The following is a 12680-nucleotide window of genomic DNA, read 5'->3' as shown; positions in this document are numbered from 1 at the left end:
AGTTAGACTTGGAGGCAAATGTGCCCACGATCAACCAATTGATACGCAAAGGCCGAGATTCCAAACGGAATAAAAGCAAGGCGCCTGCACTGCAATATACCTATAACTCACAGAAGCAGAAACGCATTCGCCAGCCGAAAGGCGCACCGCAGAAGCGTGGTGTTTGCACGGTCGTGCGTACCATGACCCCCAAGAAACCGAATTCCGCTCTGCGGAAAATCGCCCGTGTACGTCTGACGAATCACATGGAAGTGACCGCCTACATCCCTGGTGAAGGCCATCAGCTCCAGGAGCACTCTGTTGTGCTCGTGCGCGGCGGCCGTGTCAAGGACCTGCCTGGTGTTCGCTACCACATCGTCCGAGGTACATTAGACTCGACTGGTGTTGAGGATCGTTCCCACGGTCGCTCAAAATACGGGGCTAAGAAGCCCAAGTAATTGCCAGAGTCAGAGTTAGAATTTTTAGGGCGAAGCATTTCAATCGGTCTCATAGAGGATTTGTTTAAATGCTTTGCCCTATTTTAATTTTTTATGTTTTGTAAGGAGTAGGAATGGCGCGAAGATATACACCAGAAAAACGAGAAATCTTCCCTGACGCTCGTTTCGGGAGAATCGAAATTCAGGAGATGATCAATCGGATCATGCTCAATGGCAAGAAAAGCACAGCCACCCGGCTGATGTATGATGCCCTTGACCTGATTGGAGAGCGTACTGGCAAAGATCCACTCGAGACATTCGACGCCGCGATCAAAAGCGTTTCTCCCATGATGGAAGTTCGCCCCCGCCGTGTCGGTGGTGCGACCTACCAGGTGCCTATGGAAGTTGAACCCAGCCGCCGTAAATATTTGGCGATGCGCTGGATCATTGCAGCTTCCCGTGAGCGATCAGGGAAATCCTACGCGGAGAAATTAGCGGGTGAATTGATGGACGCCGCCTCCAACCAGGGCGCCGCCTATCGCCGCCGTGAGGAAACTCACCGTATGGCCGAAGCCAACCGCGCTTTCTCCCATTTCCGTCTTTAGGATTTGGATTTTCCTTTGATCGGATCGGATGATTATTGATGGCTGAGAAAGAGTACCCGCTGGAACGATATCGCAATATTGGTATTATTGCGCATATTGATGCCGGTAAGACGACAACCACAGAACGGATATTGTTCTATACCGGCCGAACCTATCGCATTGGTTCGGTTGATGACGGCACAACTGTCACCGACTGGATGGAGCAGGAACGTGAACGTGGTATCACGATTGTTTCAGCTGCGGTAACTGCATTTTGGAAAGATTACCAGATTAACCTGATTGACACCCCCGGGCACATTGACTTCACCGCCGAAGTCCAGCGCTCTTTGCGCGTATTGGACGGCGGTGTTGTGGTTTTTGATGGTGTTCAGGGTGTGGAGCCTCAGAGCGAGACGGTTTGGCGCCAGGCTGACCGATACCAGGTGCCCCGGATCTGTTTTGCTAACAAAATGGATCGGGTTGGGGCTTCCTTTGATCGCACAATCAAGTCGATTGAAGAGCGGTTGGGTGCTCATCCCATTGCCATGCAGGTGCCGATTGGCGCTGAAGACAACTTTGTTGGTGTCGTTGATTTGCTCACTGAGCAGGCGATTCTTTTTGAAGATGAATTGGGCAGTACACCGGAATATACAGAAGTTCCGGAAAATATGCGCGATCTCGTCAAGGAGAAGCGGGCTGAAATGGTTGAGCGGATTGCCGAACTCGATGATGACCTGACTCTCAAGTATCTTGAGGGTGAGGAGCTGACCATTGAGGAAATGAAAGCTGCCCTTCGCCATGGCGTTCTGAAAAACGAGGTCGCTCCAGTATTTGCCGGTTCTTCATTAAAGAATAAGGGCGTTCAGCCTTTGCTGGATGCTGTGGTGGATTATTTGCCTTCACCGTTGGATATGCCCGATGTTATCGGCCACCATACCAAAACGGATGAAGAGGTGACCCGCGCTTCCCGGGATGATGAACCTATGTCAGCCTTGGTCTTCAAGATCGTCACGGATCCTTATGTTGGTCGCTTGGCCTATATTCGGATCTATTCTGGTGTGGTTAAGAAAGGTTCCACCTATCTTAATTCCACGCAGGAAAAACGTGAACGGGTTGGCCGGTTGTTACGTATGTATGCTGACCACCGCGAAGATGTGGATGAACTGCATGCTGGTGAAATTGGCGCGATTCTGGGCCTCAAACAAAGCTATACCGGTGACACACTCAGTGACATGAACAATCCGATCGTTCTTGAAACGATCAGCTTCCCTGATCCAGTGATCTCTGTGGCGATTGAGCCCAAAACACTGGCTGACCAGGATAAGATGAGTGAAGCTCTGCAGAAGTTGGCTGAGGAGGATCCGACCTTTAAAGTCCGCGTGGATGATGAAACAGGTCAGACCATAATTTCAGGTATGGGCGAGCTTCATCTGGATATCCTTGTGGACCGGATGCTCCGGGAATTCAAGGTTCAGGCTAATGTAGGTAACCCTCGGGTTGCTTACCATGAGACTATTACTAAAGCCGTTCCTGAAGCAGAATATAAATTTGTTAAACAAACCGGCGGCCATGGTCAATATGGTCATGTTGTCCTTCGGATTGAGCCTTTGGAAAGCGGTTCGGGCTTTGAATTCGCAGAAGAAATTAAAGGCGGCGCTATTCCGAGAGAATATATCCCATCCGTTGAAAAAGGTGTTCGTGAAGCTGTCGAAAGTGGTGTGGTCTCCGGCTATCCCATGACAGACATGAAAGTCACCTTGATTGATGGCTCTTCGCATGAAGTTGACTCCAGTGATATGGCATTCCGCACAGCTGCAATCTTCGCCATCCGCGAAGGTGTGCCGAAGGGTAGACCTGTCTTACTTGAACCGATCATGAAGGTTGAAGTTGTGGTCCCCGAAGAGCATATGGGTGAGGTAATCGGACAAATAAACGCCCGCCACGGTAATGTGTTGGGGATGGATGTGCGCCCTGGTAATGCTCAGGTGATTGACGCGGAAGTCCCGCTGGCCCAAATGTTCGGTTATGCAACAGAATTACGCTCAGCTACTAAAGGCCGTGGTGTATTCACAATGGAATTTGACCATTACGCGCCAGTTTCAGAGGCCGTAATGAAGAAGATCCAAGGTATGTAGAAATCGTTATCTTATCTAGTTGAGGAGTTATTTTTAAGATGGCCAAGGAAAAATTTGATCGATCAAAACCGCATATGAACGTAGGCACGATGGGGCACATTGACCATGGTAAAACCACGTTGACAGCGGCGATCACAAAAGTACAGGGACTGAAGGGCTACGCAGATTATCGGGCCTTTGACACAATCGACAATGCGCCGGAAGAAAAAGATCGCGGTATCACGATTAACATTTCACACGTTGAATATGAGTCTGATAAACGGCATTACGCCCACGTGGATATGCCGGGTCACCGTGACTACATCAAGAACATGATCACTGGTGCGGCGCAGGTTGATGGCGCAATTCTGGTGGTGGCAGCTCCTGATGGAGCGATGCCCCAGACCCGTGAGCACGTTCTATTGGCCCACCAGGTTGAGGTTCCCAGCATCGTAGTCTTCCTGAACAAGGTTGACATGATGGACGATCCTGAGCTGTTGGAACTGGTTGAAATGGAACTCCGTGAAATGCTGAGCAGCTACGGTTTCCCTGGAGACGACATTCCGATCATCCAGGGTAGTGCACTCCAGGCTCTGGAATGCGAATCCACCGATCCGAACGCTCCCGAATATGCCTGCATCAACGAACTGATGGATGCCGTTGATAACTACATTCCGCTGCCGGAACGTGACGTTGACAAACCGTTCATGATGCCCGTGGAAGACGTCTTCTCGATCAAGGGCCGTGGTACTGTGGTGACCGGCCGTATTGAACGCGGTATTGTTCACACCAGTGACCCAGTTGAGATCGTCGGTCTGCAGGAAAAGAGCATGAGCTCGGTCGTGACCGGTGTGGAAATGTTCCACAAACTTCTGGACGAAGGTATGGCGGGTGATAACGTTGGTTTGTTGCTTCGTGGTATCGGTCGTGAAGATGTGGAACGTGGTATGGTTATTGCCAAACCTGGCAGCATTACCCCCCACACGAAGTTTGAAGGTGAAGTCTACATCCTGACCCGAGAAGAGGGTGGGCGGCACAGTGCATTCTTCACTGGCTATCGTCCGCAGTTCTTCATCCGGACAATGGATGTTACCGGCACGGTGACCCTGCCCGAAGGTACCGAGATGGTGCTGCCTGGCGACCGTGTGAACATGGAAGTTGAATTGATCGTGCCTGTGGCGTTGGAGAACGGTTCCCAGTTCGCTATCCGTGAGGGTGGCCTGACCGTGGGTGCCGGTGTGATCTCCAAGATCATTGAATAATAATTAGGAAGAAATTATGGCTAAACAAAAGATTCGAATTCGTCTGAAGGCTTATGATCACCGAGTGATCGACCAATCCGCCAAGCGGATTGTGGAAACGGCTGAACGCAGTGGTGCTCAGGTTGTTGGACCGGTCCCGTTACCGACCAAAATCGAACGTTTCACAGTCACACGTTCACCGTTCATTGATAAGGACTCGCAGGAGCATTTTGAGATGCGGACACACAATCGTTTGATTGATGTGATGGACCCCGACTCAAAGACCATTGATATGCTCATGCGTCTGAATCTGCCTGCTGGCGTTGATATCGAAATCAAGATTTAGCATCTGACCTGGTTGCTGGCAGATGGCTGGTCGATCCCGGGAGAGAAAACCTCTATCCCTTGGATGACCTCCTTCTGCCAGGAATCAATCAAAATTGAGTCTTGGCAAACTTGCCATATGATGGTAGAATCATCAAGTTTCGGCTTAAAAGCCGACCTTTTAAGGTGGCATAAGAGCTTGTCTGTGCGTAGGTCCAAAGAGAGGCCGCGCCAGGGAGGTTGACTGTGCTACGTTCGGAGATGATGCAGCCGTGCCCAGGCTGACAGTCTTGACGAAATCGAATGTTACAGGAGAATACATATTATGTTAAAAGGGCTTATTGGACGAAAAGTTGGTATGACCCAGATTTTCGATGATGACGGGATTTCGATCCCCGTTACGCTTATCGAAGCTGGGCCTTGCTATGTCACCCAAGTGAAGACAGTTGAGAATGATGGTTATTCCGCTGTCCAGCTCGGGTTCGCAGAGGTTAAACCCAAGCGCTTGACCGGGGGTCAGATGGGGCACCTCGTGCGGAATGAATTGCCACCATTAAAAGTTTTACGTGAATTTAGATTAAGTAAACCGGACGTTTCCGAAGGCGATATGCTTAAAGCTGATGTCTTCGAAGCGGGTGAACGGGTTGATGTCGTTGGAATCAGCAAAGGTCGCGGATTTGCCGGTGTAATGAAGCGCCACAATTTCAATGGCGGCCCCAAGACGCACGGTCAATCTGACCGTCAACGTTCGCCTGGTTCCCTGGCAGCAGGCACGACCCCAGGTCGTGTGTTTAAGGGGAAGCGCGGCCCTGGACGGATGGGGAACGATCGCGTAACATCCACGAATATGCGTGTCGTTATAGTTGACCCGGAACGCAATCTTATTGCAGTTGATGGCTCCGTGCCCGGCCCTAAAGGCGGCGTGGTAGTGATCAAGGCTGCCCGGAAACAATAGACGCCCGGTTGGGCGATAGCCACTAATGGGAGTTGAGTAATCATGGAAGTTGATGTCTTCAACATGAAGGGTAAGAAAGTCAGTAAGGCAGAGTTGCCTGCAGCGATTTTCGAAGCCCCAGTAAAAGTTGATCTAATGCATCAGGCTTATGTCAGGCAGATGGCCAATAGCCGCCTGGGCACCCACTCGACCAAAGGTCGCAGTGAGGTATCTGGTGGTGGCCGCAAACCCTGGCGCCAAAAAGGAACCGGTCGTGCCCGGCAAGGCTCTATTCGAGCTGCGCAATGGGTTGGCGGTGGTAAGATCTTTACCCCCAAGCCGCGTTCTTATGACAAGGCAATGCCTAAAAAGATGCGTAGGGCGGCCCTTCGGTCTGCCTTATCAGTAAAAGCCTCTGAAGGCCAAATCGTCCTGGTGGATGAATTTAAGTTGGATGAAGCTAAGACTCGGAACATGGCAGAAGCACTGCAATCTCTGGCTGGGGAAGGTAACGTTTTGGTGCTGATCCCGGAAAATGCCCCGGAATATGCTGATGTGAAGCGGACTTGCGCCAATATTGAAGATGCCAAGACCCTGAACGCCAGCTATCTCAACGTTCGTGACCTCCTGGGTTACAAAAAAGTTGTGATGCCGGTTGCTGCTTTGGATGTCATCGCGAGTTATCTCGGATAGGTAGGAATGAAATCATGAAGAAAACTGTATTTGACATCATCCGCCGCCCGATCATCACTGAGAAATCGAATTATCAGTCTTCGATGCTGAATCAGTATGTGTTTGAGGTGGATGCCAAAGCCTCAAAAACTGAGATCAAAGAAGCGATTGAAACGATTTTTGATGTGAAAGTGCAAACCGTCAACGTTATGAACGTGCCCGCTAAGCAATCACGAAGCCTGCAGAGCCGCCGGATGCGTACCCGCTCCAGCGCTTACAAAAAGGCGATCGTGACCCTGACCGAAGGCGAGCGCATCCCGATATTTGAAGGGGTGGAGTAATGGCCGTAAAAGTATATAAACCTAAGACACCCGGTACTCGTCATAAAACGAGTTATACGTTTGAAGAGATCACAAAAACGACACCTGAAAAGTCGTTGATCATCCCCTTGAGGAAGAGCTCTGGCCGCAATATGTACGGCCGGGTCACCGTTCGCCATAGAGGCGGCGGACACAAGCGGTATATCCGTATTGTGGACTTCAAACGCGATAAAGTTGATGTTCCCGCCACCGTTGCGGCGATTGAATATGACCCCAACCGAACGGCTCGTCTGGCTCTGCTGCACTATGCTGACGGCGTAAAGGCCTATATTGTGGCCCCAGTTGGTTTGATGGTCGGCGACAAAGTGCTTTCCAGCACTGAAGCTGAAATTCGCCCTGGCAACAGCCTCCCGATGGCGAGTATTCCCGTAGGTACCACGATCCACAATGTGGAACTGCACCCCGGTAACGGCGGCCAGATGGTTCGCTCCGCTGGGACTTCCGCCCAATTGCTGGCTAAAGAAGGTAAGTACGCCCATGTGCGCCTCCCCTCGGGTGAGGTTCGCCTGGTCCTGCAAGAGTGCCGTGCTTCCATTGGTCAGGTTGGCAATGTGGAACACTCCAACATCAAGTTGGGTAAAGCTGGCCGGAAACGCCATATGGGTTGGCGGCCTGCGGTCCGTGGTTCCGCAATGACCCCCCGAGACCATCCGCATGGAGGTGGTGAAGGTCGTTCACCGATTGGTATGGCTGGTCCGAAGAGCCCCTGGGGCAAACCCACTCTGGGCAAGAAGACCCGGCATAACAAACGTACTGATAAATACATCGTTCGCCATCGCTCCCAAGCGAAGCGGCGTCGTAAGTAATCGGATATTGTAGCGAGAAAGAGGACGAAATCATGTCGCGATCGCTGAAAAAGGGTCCGTATATCGACCCGAAATTATTGAAAAAGATTGAAAACATGAATGACAAGGGTGAGAAGAAAGTGATCCGCACCTGGAGTCGGGCAAGTGTTATCTTCCCCCAAATGGTTGGACACACCATTGCCGTTCATGATGGACGCCGCCATGTGCCGATTTATATTACTGAGAATATGGTAGGCCATCGACTGGGTGAATTTGCGCCCACTCGGTTCTTCCGCGGCCACGTTATCTCTGGTCGGGATTAATCGGATCGGGATAGAAAGGTTATAACAATGGCTACTGATATTCGAGCGAAATTGAGCAATCTTGATACGTCTGCCCAGAAGGCACGTCTTGTGGTTGATCTGGTTCGCGGTAAGCCTGCCCTGGAAGCGGTGACCATTTTACAGTTCACACCGAACAAGGCGGCTCTGCCCGTTCAGAAATTGATTAAATCGGCAATTGCCAACGCAGAAGAGAACTTTGGTGTTGCTCGTGAAGACCTGTTTGTTCATCAGATCTTCGCTGATGAGGCCCCGACCCGTAAATGGCGCCGGTTTGGTGCTCGCGGCCGGTTCAAACCGCTGTTGCGGCGTAAGTCCCACGTTACCGTCGTCCTTCGTGAGATGGATTAACGGGGCATCTGTAGAAAGATTATTGAAAGGAACCAGGAGCAAATATGGGTCGTAAAGTACATCCTACAGGATTTCGACTGAAAATTAACAAACCTTGGTTAGGCCGCTGGTACGCTGAAGGTATGGATTATCAGGATCAATTACATGAGGACCTCGCGGTCCGTGATCTGATCCGGAAATCAAATGACCGGGCTGGTATCTCACAGATTGAAATTGAACGGTTCCCCGGAAAAATCAAGATCTATGTGCATACTGCCAAGCCAGGCATTTTGATTGGCCGCAGCGGTGAGAACGTGAAGAAACTGCGCAGCAGCTTGGAAGCTTTGACTGGCGAGAAGATTGACCTCGAGGTCAAGGAAATTAAATCCCCTGACCTGGATGCTTATTTGGTTGCTGAGAACGTTGCTGGTCAGTTGACGCGCCGGATCAGCTATCGCCGTGCTATGCAGCGTGCCATTCAACAGGGCATGCGCCAAGGCGCCGAAGGCGTCAAGGTGATGGTGTCTGGTCGTCTGGGTGGTGCTGAAATGTCCCGCAGCGTTTGGCTGCGTGAAGGACGGGTGCCGTTGCAGACCTTGCGTGCAGATATTGATTATGCCAAGACCGAAGCATTGACCACCTATGGTCAGATCGGTATCAAGGTTTGGATTTATAAAGGCGAGATCATGCCCCAGGTGGAAGAAGAATCAACCTCCACTGAAGGCGTTTACGTCAGCGAATAACAACGACGCCGGCAAGGCGACCGGCTGTTAGTGAGGTAGTCAATATGTTAATGCCAAAACGAGTTAAGTATCGCAAGCAAATGCGTGGCCGCATGCGGGGTAAAGCCTATCGTGGCTCCGATGTGTCCTTTGGCGAATTTGGCTTGCAATCTTTGGAACCGGGTTGGGTTAGTGCTCGACAGATCGAGGCCGCCCGGCGTGCCATCGTGCACGAAATGAAAAGGCGTGGTAAGGTCTGGATCCGGATTTTCCCGGACAAGCCATACACAAAGCGCGCAGCTGAAACCCGTATGGGTAAAGGTAAAGGCCCAGTGGAATATTGGGTAGCCGTGGTCAAACCTGGCCGCATCATGTTTGAAGTTGGCGGGACTGATCCCGAAACAGCAAAACGGGCGCTCCTTCGCGCGAAATATAAGATGTCCGTGAAAACCAAAATCGTTTCACGTGATGTCCCAGGAGAGGCGTAACCATGCAGGCATCAGATATTCGTAAAATGAGTGTCACCGAAATTGAACAGGCAATCACTGAAACCCGGCATGCGTTGATGAACATGCGGTTCCAAACCATTACCGGTCAGTTGACTGATACCAGCCAGGTTCGGAATGTCCGTCGGGATATTGCCCGGCTGGAGACCATTTTGAAAGAAAAACAAATGGCTGAGGAGAGTGAAGCATGAATGATCGACGTCGTTTGGTAGGGACTGTCATCAGCAATAAAATGAGTAAGACCGCTGTTGTGGAAGTGGTTCGCGTTTTTCGCCACCCGCTTTATCGCAAAGTTGTTCGCTCTGCAAAGACCTACAAAGCTCATGACGAAATTGGCGTGAACCCTGGCGATAAAGTCAGGATCGTTGAAAGCAAGCCGATTTCCCGCACAAAGCACTGGGTTATTGAGGAAGTACTACGCGTTGAAGAACGGTCTGAAGATGACTTAGTGGAAGAATTGGGAGTCTGAGTCATGATCCAACAAGAAACACTATTAAAAGTTGCCGATAACACCGGCGCTCGCGAACTCCTGGTGATCCATATCTATGGTGGTTCAAGAAGGCACTATGGCTATGTGGGTGACATCGTTGTGGGTACAGTCAAATCTGCGACTCCACAGGCGACTGTGAAAAAGAGCGAGATTGTCAAGGCCGTTATCGTTCGGGCAGCCAAGGAATGGCGCCGATCTGATGGCTCCTGCATCCGCTTTGATGACAACGCCGCTGTGATTTTGGATAACGATGGTGTCAACCCCCGTGGTTCACGTATCTTTGGTCCTGTTGCCCGTGAGCTTCGTGAAAAAGGCTTCATGAAGATCGTTTCACTGGCCCCAGAAGTGCTGTAGTCGGTGAGATAGGAGTAAAGATATGAAAACCAAGATTAAAAAAGGTGATCGGGTTATGGTGATCAGTGGCAAGGGCAAGGGCACTGTTGGTGAAGTGATCCGTGTACTGCCTTCTGAAGACCGTGTCGTGGTGCAAGGCGTCAATATTCGCATCAAGCACCAGGCTCAGACCCAGTCCCGCGGGAAAACCATCCCAGCTGGCAAGATTGAGTTTGAAGCGCCGATTAGTATTTCAAACGTGCAGATTGTAGATCCGAAGGACAACAAACCCACTCGGGTCTCAGTCAAGCGAAAAGATGGCAAGCCGGTGCGTGTCGCAAAACGCAGCGGTAGTGCGATCGACAAATAAGGCGCGATTGGGAGTAAGTATGAATAGACTACGAGAGCAATACACAAAAGAGATCGCACCTGCCCTTTTCAAGGAATTATCCCTCGAAAATGTGATGCAGATACCGAAGATCCAGAAGGTTGTGGTGAATATCGGCGTTGGCGAAGCATTGGATAATCCCAAGGCACTGGACGAGGCGGTCAAGGACCTGACCACTATTGTCGGCCAGAAACCTGTCGTTACGAAAGCAAAGAAATCAATTGCGAACTTCAAATTGCGCGAAGGGCGTGCAATTGGCACAAAAGTCACCTTGCGCGGTGACAAGATGTGGGCATTTCTTGATCGTCTAATCAACGTGGCACTGCCCCGTGTTCGCGATTTCCGCGGTATTTCGGCTGACTCATTTGACGGCCGTGGGAACTACACACTGGGTCTGAATGAACAGCTGATCTTCCCTGAGATCAATTACGATGAAGTCGATTCGATCCGGGGTATGGAGATCACAATTGTGACCACAGCAGAAAATGATGATCAGGCACGTGCGCTGCTGAGTAAATTCAAGATGCCGTTCAGGAAAGGATAGTATGGCTAGTAAATGTATGAAGTATCGCGAACAACGGCGGAAATATCCCACTCAGGTCGTTAACCGTTGCCGACGCTGTGGGCGCCCACGTGGTTATATCCGCAAGTTTGGTTTGTGCCGTATTTGTTTTCGGGAATTAGCACTGCAGGGAAAAATTCCTGGCGTGACCAAGTCGTCGTGGTAGATCGGCGGAGGTATTATCGATGAGTATTTCAGATCCAATTGGCGATATGCTGACTCGAATCCGCAATGTTGCTATCAGCAATGGTACAGTTGCAAGCATGCCCAGCTCCAAGATCAAGGCTGAAATAGCCCGGATTTTGACAGAAGAAGGCTATGTAGATAGCTACGAAGTGGTTGAAGGCAGTAAGCCTTATCAAAAGATTTTGCGCATTCGGTTGAAATATATCGGTGAACGGCGGAACCGCCGCCCGTTGATCACGGGCCTGGAACGTGTCAGTCGTCCCGGTCGCCGAGTGTATTCACAGAAAACAGACATCCCCTGGGTACTTTCGGGTATTGGTGTGGCCATTGTGTCCACCCCCAAGGGTGTTATGACTGGCCAGCGCGCTCGCAAGATGGGCGTCGGTGGCGAGATATTATGTAAAGTTTGGTAGCGCCTGGCGCTATAGGAGGTACGAGACGTGTCTCGAGTAGGACGTTTACCGATAGATGTGCCAGCGGGTGTTGAAGTCAAGATTGATGGCTCCTACGTCCATGTTAAAGGCCCCAAAGGTGAATTGGAATGGACCTTTTCACCTGATATCACCATCAAAGAAGAAGATGGCGTGATCTTCATTGATCGCCCATCCGATGAGCCCACCCACCGTGCATTGCACGGCACAACCCGGGCTTTGATCAACAACATGGTGGTCGGCGTGAGCAATGGATTTGAACGGATCCTTGAAATCGAAGGCGTGGGCTACCGCGCCGAGTTGGATGGCAAGAATTTGATTGTCAATGTGGGCTTTTCACATCCGGTGGTTGTTGAACCCCCCGAGGGTATTGACTTTGATGTGGATATGAAAGTCCGCCAAATCAAAGTGTCCGGCTATGATAAACAGGTGGTCGGACAAGTTGCAGCAAATATTCGCAAACTGCGACCGCCAGAGCCTTACAAGGGCAAAGGTATTCGCTATCAGGGTGAATATGTGCGCCGTAAACCGGGTAAGGCCGGCAAGACAGTATAAGTGTGAAGGTGAAATAATATGGCTAAAAAATCACGCAATCAGGCACGTTTACGCCGACACCTGCGGGTGAGAAAAAAGATTTTTGGCACGCCCGAACGGCCGCGCATGAACGTATTTCGCAGTTCAAACCAGATCTACGTTCAGATCATTGATGATTTCCAGGGACATACCTTGGCTTCGGCTTCGAGCATTGACGCCGAATTGGCGGCTTCAATGAAGGGTCTGACCAATTTGGAACAGGCTACGAAAGTTGGCGAGGCGATTGCCGAACGCGCTAAGAATGCTGGAATCGACAGTGTGGTCTTTGACCGTGGCGGATATAAATATATCGGCCGTGTGAAGGCGTTAGCCGATGCTGCCCGTGAAGGCGGGCTGGATTTCTAGGA

22 protein-coding genes are annotated in these 12680 nt (G+C 50.8%); all 22 read left to right on the top strand.

Annotated elements, in window-relative coordinates; translation table 11 throughout:
- Nucleotides 1-20 precede the first annotated feature (20 nt).
- The 22 genes from rpsL to JR338_07265 all read left to right on the top strand — a co-directional run bounded on the left by rpsL (nucleotide 21) and on the right by JR338_07265 (nucleotide 12678).
- Nucleotides 21-437 carry a 30S ribosomal protein S12 gene (rpsL, locus tag JR338_07370; protein QRN82261.1) on the top strand — a complete coding sequence of 139 codons (417 nt, stop codon included), beginning with the start codon at nucleotides 21-23 and terminating at the stop codon, nucleotides 435-437.
- 113 nt (nucleotides 438-550) lie between these two features.
- Complete coding sequence (gene rpsG / locus JR338_07365) at nucleotides 551-1021, top strand: 30S ribosomal protein S7 (GenBank protein QRN82260.1); 471 nt, start codon at nucleotides 551-553, stop codon at nucleotides 1019-1021.
- Nucleotides 1022-1059: 38 nt separating this feature from the next.
- Complete coding sequence (gene fusA / locus JR338_07360) at nucleotides 1060-3135, top strand: elongation factor G (protein QRN82259.1); 2076 nt, start codon at nucleotides 1060-1062, stop codon at nucleotides 3133-3135.
- A gap of 38 nt (nucleotides 3136-3173) precedes the next feature.
- A complete protein-coding gene (gene tuf, locus JR338_07355) occupies nucleotides 3174-4376 on the top strand; it encodes an elongation factor Tu (protein ID QRN82258.1) in 1203 nt (400 codons plus the stop codon).
- A 16-nt stretch (nucleotides 4377-4392) separates the two neighbouring features.
- The gene (rpsJ, locus tag JR338_07350; GenBank protein QRN82257.1) at nucleotides 4393-4701 is read left to right on the top strand and encodes a 30S ribosomal protein S10; all 309 of its coding nucleotides are present in this window, start codon (nucleotides 4393-4395) and stop codon (nucleotides 4699-4701) included.
- Nucleotides 4702-5004: 303 nt separating this feature from the next.
- Entirely contained in the window at nucleotides 5005-5634 is a 630-nt protein-coding gene (rplC, locus tag JR338_07345) for a 50S ribosomal protein L3 (GenBank protein QRN82256.1), read from the top strand.
- 42 nt (nucleotides 5635-5676) lie between these two features.
- A complete protein-coding gene (gene rplD, locus JR338_07340; protein ID QRN82255.1) occupies nucleotides 5677-6306 on the top strand; it encodes a 50S ribosomal protein L4 in 630 nt (209 codons plus the stop codon).
- 14 nt (nucleotides 6307-6320) lie between these two features.
- Nucleotides 6321-6626: a 50S ribosomal protein L23 gene (gene rplW, locus JR338_07335; protein ID QRN82254.1), complete on the top strand. Its 306-nt coding sequence runs from the start codon at nucleotides 6321-6323 to the stop codon at nucleotides 6624-6626.
- The gene (rplB, locus tag JR338_07330; GenBank protein QRN82253.1) at nucleotides 6626-7471 is read left to right on the top strand and encodes a 50S ribosomal protein L2; all 846 of its coding nucleotides are present in this window, start codon (nucleotides 6626-6628) and stop codon (nucleotides 7469-7471) included. Before rplW ends, rplB begins: the two co-directional genes overlap by 1 nt.
- Before the next feature lie 32 nt (nucleotides 7472-7503).
- Nucleotides 7504-7773, top strand: a complete 270-nt coding sequence (gene rpsS / locus JR338_07325) for a 30S ribosomal protein S19 (GenBank protein QRN82252.1) — start codon at nucleotides 7504-7506, stop codon at nucleotides 7771-7773.
- A gap of 27 nt (nucleotides 7774-7800) precedes the next feature.
- Nucleotides 7801-8142, top strand: coding sequence for a 50S ribosomal protein L22 (rplV, locus tag JR338_07320; GenBank protein ID QRN82251.1), 342 nt, complete (start codon nucleotides 7801-7803; stop codon nucleotides 8140-8142).
- Nucleotides 8143-8186: 44 nt separating this feature from the next.
- The gene (gene rpsC, locus JR338_07315) at nucleotides 8187-8864 is read left to right on the top strand and encodes a 30S ribosomal protein S3 (GenBank protein QRN82250.1); all 678 of its coding nucleotides are present in this window, start codon (nucleotides 8187-8189) and stop codon (nucleotides 8862-8864) included.
- A 44-nt stretch (nucleotides 8865-8908) separates the two neighbouring features.
- Nucleotides 8909-9331, top strand: coding sequence for a 50S ribosomal protein L16 (gene rplP, locus JR338_07310; protein QRN82249.1), 423 nt, complete (start codon nucleotides 8909-8911; stop codon nucleotides 9329-9331).
- Nucleotides 9332-9333: 2 nt separating this feature from the next.
- A complete protein-coding gene (rpmC, locus tag JR338_07305) occupies nucleotides 9334-9540 on the top strand; it encodes a 50S ribosomal protein L29 (protein ID QRN82248.1) in 207 nt (68 codons plus the stop codon).
- On the top strand, nucleotides 9537-9818 hold the full coding sequence (gene rpsQ, locus JR338_07300) for a 30S ribosomal protein S17 (GenBank protein QRN82247.1): 282 nt from the start codon (nucleotides 9537-9539) through the stop codon (nucleotides 9816-9818). The genes rpmC and rpsQ overlap by 4 nt, the downstream gene beginning before the upstream one ends.
- Nucleotides 9819-9821: 3 nt before the next feature.
- Entirely contained in the window at nucleotides 9822-10193 is a 372-nt protein-coding gene (gene rplN / locus JR338_07295) for a 50S ribosomal protein L14 (protein ID QRN82246.1), read from the top strand.
- Nucleotides 10194-10215: 22 nt separating this feature from the next.
- Nucleotides 10216-10542: a 50S ribosomal protein L24 gene (rplX, locus tag JR338_07290; protein QRN82245.1), complete on the top strand. Its 327-nt coding sequence runs from the start codon at nucleotides 10216-10218 to the stop codon at nucleotides 10540-10542.
- Nucleotides 10543-10561: 19 nt separating this feature from the next.
- Nucleotides 10562-11104: a 50S ribosomal protein L5 gene (gene rplE, locus JR338_07285; protein QRN82244.1), complete on the top strand. Its 543-nt coding sequence runs from the start codon at nucleotides 10562-10564 to the stop codon at nucleotides 11102-11104.
- A gap of 1 nt (nucleotide 11105) precedes the next feature.
- A complete protein-coding gene (locus JR338_07280; protein ID QRN82243.1) occupies nucleotides 11106-11288 on the top strand; it encodes a type Z 30S ribosomal protein S14 in 183 nt (60 codons plus the stop codon).
- A 19-nt stretch (nucleotides 11289-11307) separates the two neighbouring features.
- Entirely contained in the window at nucleotides 11308-11721 is a 414-nt protein-coding gene (gene rpsH / locus JR338_07275) for a 30S ribosomal protein S8 (GenBank protein QRN82242.1), read from the top strand.
- A 27-nt stretch (nucleotides 11722-11748) separates the two neighbouring features.
- Nucleotides 11749-12294, top strand: a complete 546-nt coding sequence (gene rplF / locus JR338_07270; protein QRN82241.1) for a 50S ribosomal protein L6 — start codon at nucleotides 11749-11751, stop codon at nucleotides 12292-12294.
- Between the two features lie 18 nt (nucleotides 12295-12312).
- The gene (locus JR338_07265; GenBank protein QRN82240.1) at nucleotides 12313-12678 is read left to right on the top strand and encodes a 50S ribosomal protein L18; all 366 of its coding nucleotides are present in this window, start codon (nucleotides 12313-12315) and stop codon (nucleotides 12676-12678) included.
- Nucleotides 12679-12680 lie beyond the last annotated feature (2 nt).

This window comes from Chloroflexota bacterium, assembly GCA_016887485.1.
Lineage (GTDB): Bacteria > Chloroflexota > Anaerolineae > Anaerolineales > Anaerolineaceae > Brevifilum.
The sequence above is the reverse complement of the archived record's forward strand: the minus strand, read 5'-3'. Positions and strand labels throughout refer to the sequence as shown.

What these genes read in the sequence shown, in the direction of transcription:
- rpsG (QRN82260.1), top strand. Translation starts at nt 551, where the DNA reads ATGGCGCGAAGATATACACCAGAAAAACGAGAAATCTTCCCTGACGCT.
- fusA (QRN82259.1), top strand. Translation starts at nt 1,060, where the DNA reads ATGGCTGAGAAAGAGTACCCGCTGGAACGATATCGCAATATTGGTATT.
- tuf (QRN82258.1), top strand. Translation starts at nt 3,174, where the DNA reads ATGGCCAAGGAAAAATTTGATCGATCAAAACCGCATATGAACGTAGGC.
- rpsJ (QRN82257.1), top strand. Translation starts at nt 4,393, where the DNA reads ATGGCTAAACAAAAGATTCGAATTCGTCTGAAGGCTTATGATCACCGA.
- rplC (QRN82256.1), top strand. Translation starts at nt 5,005, where the DNA reads ATGTTAAAAGGGCTTATTGGACGAAAAGTTGGTATGACCCAGATTTTC.
- rplD (QRN82255.1), top strand. Translation starts at nt 5,677, where the DNA reads ATGGAAGTTGATGTCTTCAACATGAAGGGTAAGAAAGTCAGTAAGGCA.
- rplW (QRN82254.1), top strand. Translation starts at nt 6,321, where the DNA reads ATGAAGAAAACTGTATTTGACATCATCCGCCGCCCGATCATCACTGAG.
- rplB (QRN82253.1), top strand. Translation starts at nt 6,626, where the DNA reads ATGGCCGTAAAAGTATATAAACCTAAGACACCCGGTACTCGTCATAAA.
- rpsS (QRN82252.1), top strand. Translation starts at nt 7,504, where the DNA reads ATGTCGCGATCGCTGAAAAAGGGTCCGTATATCGACCCGAAATTATTG.
- rplV (QRN82251.1), top strand. Translation starts at nt 7,801, where the DNA reads ATGGCTACTGATATTCGAGCGAAATTGAGCAATCTTGATACGTCTGCC.
- rpsC (QRN82250.1), top strand. Translation starts at nt 8,187, where the DNA reads ATGGGTCGTAAAGTACATCCTACAGGATTTCGACTGAAAATTAACAAA.
- rplP (QRN82249.1), top strand. Translation starts at nt 8,909, where the DNA reads ATGTTAATGCCAAAACGAGTTAAGTATCGCAAGCAAATGCGTGGCCGC.
- rpmC (QRN82248.1), top strand. Translation starts at nt 9,334, where the DNA reads ATGCAGGCATCAGATATTCGTAAAATGAGTGTCACCGAAATTGAACAG.
- rpsQ (QRN82247.1), top strand. Translation starts at nt 9,537, where the DNA reads ATGAATGATCGACGTCGTTTGGTAGGGACTGTCATCAGCAATAAAATG.
- rplN (QRN82246.1), top strand. Translation starts at nt 9,822, where the DNA reads ATGATCCAACAAGAAACACTATTAAAAGTTGCCGATAACACCGGCGCT.
- rplX (QRN82245.1), top strand. Translation starts at nt 10,216, where the DNA reads ATGAAAACCAAGATTAAAAAAGGTGATCGGGTTATGGTGATCAGTGGC.
- rplE (QRN82244.1), top strand. Translation starts at nt 10,562, where the DNA reads ATGAATAGACTACGAGAGCAATACACAAAAGAGATCGCACCTGCCCTT.
- JR338_07280 (QRN82243.1), top strand. Translation starts at nt 11,106, where the DNA reads ATGGCTAGTAAATGTATGAAGTATCGCGAACAACGGCGGAAATATCCC.
- rpsH (QRN82242.1), top strand. Translation starts at nt 11,308, where the DNA reads ATGAGTATTTCAGATCCAATTGGCGATATGCTGACTCGAATCCGCAAT.
- JR338_07265 (QRN82240.1), top strand. Translation starts at nt 12,313, where the DNA reads ATGGCTAAAAAATCACGCAATCAGGCACGTTTACGCCGACACCTGCGG.